Genomic DNA, 7,291 nt, shown 5'->3' on the forward strand with positions numbered 1-7,291 from the left:
TCAAACTTACTTCGCCACACCCAGGTTTTGCTTGAAGAACGTTTCGATTTTCTTGTACACGTGGCGCTGGCCCGCGCGCGACGAGATGCCGTGCTTGGCGCCCGGATACGTCATCAGGTCGAACTGCACGCCACGGTTGACCAGCGCGTCGATCAAGCGCGTGCTGTTGGTAAACAGCACGTTATCGTCGGCCATGCCGTGCACCAGCAGCAGCGGCGAAGTCAAGCCGTCGAGGTGGGCGAACACGGTGCTCTTCTGGTAGCCATCCACGTTTTCCTTCGGCATGCCGAGAAACTGCTCAGTGTAATGGGTGTCATACAGCGACCAGTCGGTCACGGGCGCTACCGAGACGCCCATGGCGATCTTGTCTGATGCGGCGGACAGCAGGCGCAGGGTCATGAAGCCGCCGTAGCTCCAACCAAACACGCCGATGCGTTTCGGGTCGACGAAGCCTTGCTTGCCCAGCCAGTCGATGCCGACCAGTTGATCGGCCACTTCCGCTTTGCCCAGGTTGCGATAAATCGCGTCCGTGAAGGCGCGCTCGCGGCGCGAGGAACCACGGTTATCCAGGCGGAAGACGACAAAACCCTGCTGCGCCATGTACTGGTCGAAGTTGTTGCCCCAGCGGCGCGCCACGTGCTGCGAGTGCGGGCCGCCATAGGTCGACAGGAAGACTGGGTAGCGCTTGCCCGCGTCGAAGTTCGACGGTTTCAGCAGCGAGTAATACAGGGTCTGGCCATCGTTCGATTTCAGCGTGCCATATTCCGTCGGCAAATGATCGGCCTTGTATTTCGCGTATGGGTGGCTGGCGTTGAGCGCATTTTCTTCCAGCCAGCCCACCATCGTGCCGTCTTGGCGGTGGATGCTCACTTGCGGCGGCGTGGCCGGGTCGGAATACGTATCGACGAAGACGGCGCCGTTGCTGGCAAAGGTCGTGTCGTGCCAGCCATCGGCGCGGGTCACGCGCTGCGGCTTGTCGGCCGTGCTGCCATCGAGCGCCAGGGCGTAGGTCTGCTTGTCGATCACGGCGTCGCGGTTCGAGGCAACGAACACCTTGCCGGTTTTCTGGTTCACCGCCAGCACGCTGTCGATGCCCCATGCGCCGGAGGTCACCGGGTGCAGCAGCTTGCCGCTCATGTCGTACAGGTACAGATGGTTGTGGCCCGTGCGCTCGGACGACCACAGGAACTGGCCGTTGGCTAGGAAGCGCAGGTCGTCATGGATGCTGACCCAGGTTGTCGATGTCTCTGTCAGCAAGGTACGCTGCGCCAGGGTGGCAGCATTGACGGCGATCAAGTCGAGCGTCTTCTGGTCGCGCGACTGGCGCTGGTAAACCAGCGACTGGCTGTCCGCGCTCCAGTCGGCGCGCACCAGGTAAATGTCCGGGTTCGTGCCCAGGTCCACCTGGCGCTGCACGCCCGTTTCAGGCGATACGATCAGCAGTTGCACCAGCACGTTTGGGTCGCCGGCGGCCGGGTAGCGCTGCTCGACGACGTCGGTGCGGTCGGCGAAGATTTCGAAGCGGCGCACCACGGGCACGGGCGCTTCGTCATAGCGTTTATACGCGATGGCGCTATCGTCCGGGGCCCAGTAATAGCCGGTGCGCTGGGCCATTTCTTCTTGCGCCACGAATTCAGCTTCGCCGTTGTGGATGGTGCCCTTGCCGTCGGTCGTCAGCTGGCGTTCCTTGTCCGTCTTGAGGTCGATCACATAGATGTTTTGATCGCGCACAAACGACACGTAGCGGCCTTTCGGCGAGATTTTCGGATCGAGAACATTGCCCTTGGCGACCAGGCGCGCCTTGTCCGGGTGGGCCGCATCGACCAGGTACAGATTGCCGGCCAGCGGCACCAGCAGCTGCTTGCCATCGGGCGACCAGCTGTAGCTGAGAATGCCGTTCAGGCTGGCCGTGCGCTCGCGTTCGCGGCGCGCCTGCTCTTCGGGCGAAATCGTTTCATTCGGCACCAGCGCCTTGGAATCGACCAGGCGGTGCGTGCTCTTGTCCTTCAGCTTGAATTCCCACAGGTCGAGCTGGAACTGGTTGTCGGTGCGGCCGCGCAGGAACGTGACGCGCTCGCCGTCGGGCGAGACCTTCAGATTGCGCACGCCGGGGCCGGCCAGCGCAGGATCGGCGTGGATGCGTTCCAGGGTCAGCTTTTCAGCCGATGCGGGAACACTGGCCATCGCGGCCAGAAAACAAAGAATAAAACGCATGGATGTCTCGGTGATGGTAAAAGATTGGTCAAGAACAATTCTTGACGGCAAACGATACCAGAGCACGGCGTTTAATGCGATAGGGCAGGCCACGGAATAAGCCGGGGATTGCCTACTTTACTTTGGCGGAAACTGAAGGATGCTGATGCTTTGTATGGTCAAGCAGGGCAGGCGGCGCGCATTCATTGCGCGCCGCCTGTTCATTCAATGGCCTTCGTGCAGCCGGCGCAGCGACAGCCGGTTCAGATACCAGGTCAGCAGCACGGCGGCCACCGTCAATCCCGTGACCAGGCCGATCCAGAAACCGGCGGCGGCCATCGGCTCGGCCGGCGACCAGATGAAGCCGGCCGGCGCCAGTCCCAGCACATAGCCGATGGGCAGCGAGAAGCCCCAGAAGGCCAGCAGCTGGATCAGCATCGGCTGGCGCGTCACCTTGTAGCCGCGAATCGCGCACGAGGTGGCCACCTGCGTCGCGTCGGACAGTTGGAACAGGGCGGCGAATAGCAGCAGCTGCGCGCACAGCGCCTGTACCTGCGGGTCGGAGGTATACGCTTGCGCGATCTGGTGGCGGAAGACGGTGATGATGGTGGCCGAGACGATGGCCGCCGTCAGCGACATGGCCACGCCCACCCACGAGATGAAGCGGGCGCGGCGCAAATTGGCTTCGCCCACGGCATGGCCCACGCGCGTCACCAGCGCGATGCCGAAGGTGAGCGGCACCATGAAGACGACGGACGAGAAATTGAGGGCAATCTGGTGCGCCGATACCTGGATCACGCCGAAGCGCGCTACCAGCAGGCTGATGACGCCAAACGCGCTCACTTCGGCAAAATAAGTCACGCCGATGGGCAGGCCCAGGCGCAGCATGGGGCCGATGGACGCCACTTGCGGCCATTCCCAGTGCGTGAACGGGTAGGTGGGACGGTAGGCGGGCGCGTATTTGATCCAGGCCAGCATGGCCACGAGCATCATCCACACGCAGCAGGTGGTGGCCACGGCGCAGCCGATGCCGCCCAGCTTGGGCAAGCCCCAGTGGCCGTAGATCAGCAGATAGTTGATCAGGATGTTCAGGCCCAGCGCGGCCAGTGCGATGAGCATCACGGGCTTGGTCTGGTTGATGCTGGTGCTGTAGCCGTACAGCGCGCGGTAGGCGGCGAACGGCGGCAGGGCGCAGCTGATGATGTGCACGAACAGCTTGGCCTTGGCCGCGACGGCAGGATCGAGCATCAGGTGGTCGAACACCAGCGCCGCCATGTTCGTCAGCAAACACGCCACCAGGCCCACGGCCAGCGCCTTCCACAGCGACTGGCGCACGATGTGCGGCACCTTGTCGTGGCGCGCCGCGCCGATTTCATGCGCCACCAGCGTATTGATCGCCATCATGATGCCGCTCACGGTGATGAGCACGATGGACCAGATGGCCGCGCCCAGCGACACGGCCGCCAGCTCCTCGGGATTGGTGTGCCCCGTCATGGCCACGTCGGCCGCCCCCATGCCGACGGTGGCCAGCTGGCCGATCAGGATGGGCCAGGCCAGCTTCCACAGCGAGGAAACTTCTGTGCGGATGGCGGGCAGGGTGAACGAGGTAGTGTGGGGCATGGGCAGCGACGGTGACTAAACACGCGATTCTACTGATATTGTGCCAACTTGTCCCCCCGTGCAGCCGCATGCCGGCGCGGGTGGCATTTTCTTTTGGTAACAAATTATTGTGTATTTCCCCACATTTGTTACACCGTTTTTCCATCAGGCGGCTACACTGGCAAGAGTAGCAAGACATTAATTAACGGAGACCTTCCCCATGAACCGCCCGCTTAGCCAAGCCCTGCTGTGTGCAGCCACTTTCCTCATCCATCTCGGCGCCCATGCAGGCGAAATCACCCTGTTCGAGGATGATAATTTCCGTGGCCGCGCGGTGACCGTGCGCGAAACAACGGACGATCTGTCGCGCCTGGGCTTCAACGACAAGGCCTCCAGCATCCTGGTGCGTTCGGGCAGCTGGGATGTGTGCACCGATTCCGGTTTTCGCGGCAATTGCAAGACGTTGGGGCCGGGCGAATACCGCTCGCTGCCGGGCATGAATGACGCCATCACCTCGGTGCGCGAAACGGGGCGCGGCAATGATTACGGGCGCCCGGGACGCGATCCCGATCGTGGCTATGGCGGTAATGGCGGCTATGGCCGCGGCTCGACCCTGGAAGTGTATTCGGGCGCGGGCCAGAATGGCGGCTCGGCGCGCCTGAACCGCGACGCGGACGATTTCATCAGTATCGGCTTCAACGACCGCACCACCAGCATCGCCATCTCGAATGGCTACTGGCAATTGTGCAGCGATTCGAATTTCCAGGGCACCTGCCGCGTGTTTGGCCCTGGCCGCCACGACGACCTGGGACGCGGCCTCGATGGACGCGTCTCGTCGGCGCGCATGGTCGACGAACGCGCAGCGCGGCGCCAGCAGCAATATGAGCAGCAATATGAGCAGCAGAACCTGCAGCCACAATACCAGCAGCGCGGCGCCATCCTGCTGTTCCCCGATGCGGGCATGCGCGGCGAACCGCTGGCGCTGGACAGCAACGCGGAAGACCTGGTGCGCCTCAACTTTAACGACCGTGCTTCGTCCATCGTCGTCAACGAGGGCGAGTGGCAAGTGTGCAGCGACTCGCACTTCCGCGGCCGCTGCGAAGTGATCGGGCCGGGCCAGTATGGCAGCCTGAACGGCCTGGAAAACCAGATTTCCTCGCTGCGCCGCGTGCGCTGATTTTCCCATGGCGTCATGCTGACAGGCCGTCTGCCGGGTATATCCCGCCAGGCGGTTTTTACATTCCCTGGCGTGTGCTGACATCGTTACACTCGCCGCCTGCCGCCTGGTCTACACTGGCGTAAATATCATTCATTTCTTGGAGGTCCCATGTTTCGATCTTTCCGGCCTGTCCTGTTCTGCGCCGCCGCTTTTCTTGCCCCTGTGGCCGCCTTTGCCGGTGAGATTATCTTGTTCCAGGATGCCAATTTTCACGGCCGCAGCCTGAGCGTGCGTTCCGATGCGAGCGATTTGTCGCGCCAGGGTTTCAATGACAAAACATCGAGCGTGATCGTGCGCTCGGGCACCTGGGAAGTGTGCAAGGATGCCAGATATCGTGGCGGCTGCCGCGTGCTGCAACCGGGCCGCTACAAGACCGTGCCGATGAACGATGCGATTTCCTCGGTACGCGAAGTGCGCCGTGGCGGTAATGGCAGGCACGAACCAAACCAACCTCCACGCCGCCATTGATGTCGCTGCGCCAGGTGCGCTAAGCGTTCCCCATGCCCCTTTCAGGCGCCCGTGCGACCCGTGTCCCGCGGGCGCTGTTGTATTGTGCGCCCGCTGTCTTTCGGCCAATTCGTGTACTCTTCCCACAGGCGGTTCAACCATGGGGAGCAGGCACGGTGGATTACAAGGACTAACTAGAGGATCGGCAGAAAGCTAGGAAACATGCGGATTTCCAGGCATCAAGACCTTTTGTGCAAATTCTGCACGAAATTTGTGAAATTTTTCCGCGTCGTATTTCACAATTTCCACGATCACGTAATTCACTTCTTCACCACTTGAACAACTCGCCGCCATCGACTAATGGCATTGATGCGACTGCTTTACTCATCTGGCTTTTCGATCTAACTGTGCAATGCGCTACAGGCGAGCGCTTCTCAGCCAATACCCCAATCGAAGCTATCTTGATAGGTTTCTTTCTGTGTCTTGTAATCCCATTGCTTACTTCGGATAACTCGTGTGGTTAAATGCGCCGTTTTGTGCGGTTGATGCTGGTACTTCAATCATGTTCTGTAATAGCTTTAACAGTTAGGTCTTGTTTGTGCGGAGCTGAAATTTACTAGCATCTACTACTAGCTGGTATTTTACTGGACAAAGGGGCTTCGGTACCTCGATCTGCTGCATAAGCATCGGCGGAAAGTCTGGCAAGTTTGACTCAATACAAGCAATCAACATCGTCTCAGCGAAGATCAAAAGATTATTAAGCATTATAGGTAATTCATCAACTATCGATGTTGGCTGTTCATCCTCCAGATTCCAGATAGGGACATGCACTTCATTTGTGGGGAGCAGGAAAAAATTCCTTATAACGAGCGGAGTGCCTTTAGTCGTGCTGACATGTTCCTGGCCGTTTCTAAAATTGACGATTCTTGAGATATCAGGAACTATCGACGTAAAAAAATCTACCATACGATGATCTCTTCCGAGAAGTGGTATCAGCTCCTTAGTGATTAGATTATCAAGCGTACTATGCTGCCTCTTTAGATCCCAGAAAAAACCCGGAACTTGAAGTACGTCAGTTACTACGCGTCGTGCGGGAGTTAAGAAATTAGTTATTTTTTCGTCTATGGCTGGCACAACTGGAAAATTTTTATAGGCCTTTTCATTCGCTGGCTGATCCGTACTACTGAATAGATCACCAGCTTTGTGTTCCGACTCTAGATAGATGTCTTGCGCCAGTTCACACTGAAGAAGACTATTCTTTATCTTGTGCATCAACTTGTGGACAGCTATGCGAGCATCGTCTTTTAATACCATGCGGTCTCGCAAAATGTCGTGTGCTTGGATTATTGTTCGCGCTACTATGGGCGATGCTGAGCCTACGTCTGCAACTTTCGCAACCACCCACATGGCGTTTGCGTTCGTGCGAGCTGGGTCAACCGACTCCGGGGTTTGTACCTTGAAGCTTTCCTCGGGGGTGTAGACTTCCATAAAATCACCTAGATGCACCATACGCTGGATTGCGCCTTCCTTTGTAGACGGAAGCTTGAAAGATCCACCTCCGTCTCTAGGGTACATCGGTACTCGTTGATTGGTCATCGAATGATCTCGTATGCTGTCGAAGGGAGAATGACTTGTCTAGAATCCGGCTAGCCGGACAATCGCCTGCGCCGAGTGTAGCACCGGACAAGTTGACTACCCTAGATTCCGCATTAAGTCCCAGGGCGATTGCATGAAGGATAAGTGGTCGGTTAGGCCATAGGGCAAAAATATTGCTTGTAAACCTGCCAAGAAAGGCGTTTACTTTCGATATTTGGACGCGCAAATGGCAAACGA

General features: G+C 58.7%; 5 protein-coding genes. 2 read left to right on the forward strand and 3 right to left on the reverse strand.

The genetic code is table 11. The features are described from left to right. Nucleotides 1-6: 6 nt before the first annotated feature. Nucleotides 7-2,214, reverse strand: a complete 2,208-nt coding sequence (locus ACQ4W6_RS06215) for a S9 family peptidase (protein ID WP_436566304.1) — start codon at nt 2,212-2,214, stop codon at nt 7-9. A gap of 204 nt (nt 2,215-2,418) precedes the next feature. Further along, the gene (locus ACQ4W6_RS06220) at nt 2,419-3,813 is read right to left on the reverse strand and encodes an MATE family efflux transporter (protein WP_436566305.1); all 1,395 of its coding nucleotides are present in this window, start codon (nt 3,811-3,813) and stop codon (nt 2,419-2,421) included. 199 nt (nt 3,814-4,012) lie between these two features. On the opposite strand from ACQ4W6_RS06220, the gene ACQ4W6_RS06225 reads away from it, so the two are divergent. Beyond that, complete coding sequence (locus tag ACQ4W6_RS06225) at nt 4,013-4,969, forward strand: beta/gamma crystallin family protein (RefSeq protein ID WP_436566306.1); 957 nt, start codon at nt 4,013-4,015, stop codon at nt 4,967-4,969. Between the two features lie 150 nt (nt 4,970-5,119). Continuing rightward, nucleotides 5,120-5,479 carry a beta/gamma crystallin-related protein gene (locus ACQ4W6_RS06230; RefSeq protein ID WP_436566307.1) on the forward strand — a complete coding sequence of 120 codons (360 nt, stop codon included), beginning with the start codon at nt 5,120-5,122 and terminating at the stop codon, nt 5,477-5,479. Between the two features lie 564 nt (nt 5,480-6,043). Here the strand turns inward: ACQ4W6_RS06230 and ACQ4W6_RS06235 are convergent. Beyond that, nucleotides 6,044-7,054 (reverse strand): hypothetical protein, encoded by a 1,011-nt coding sequence (locus ACQ4W6_RS06235; protein ID WP_436566308.1) that lies wholly within the window; start codon nt 7,052-7,054, stop codon nt 6,044-6,046. Nucleotides 7,055-7,291: the final 237 nt, after the last annotated feature.

Source organism: Janthinobacterium woesei, from assembly GCF_051380875.1.
In the GTDB taxonomy this organism is placed as follows: domain Bacteria; phylum Pseudomonadota; class Gammaproteobacteria; order Burkholderiales; family Burkholderiaceae_D; genus Janthinobacterium.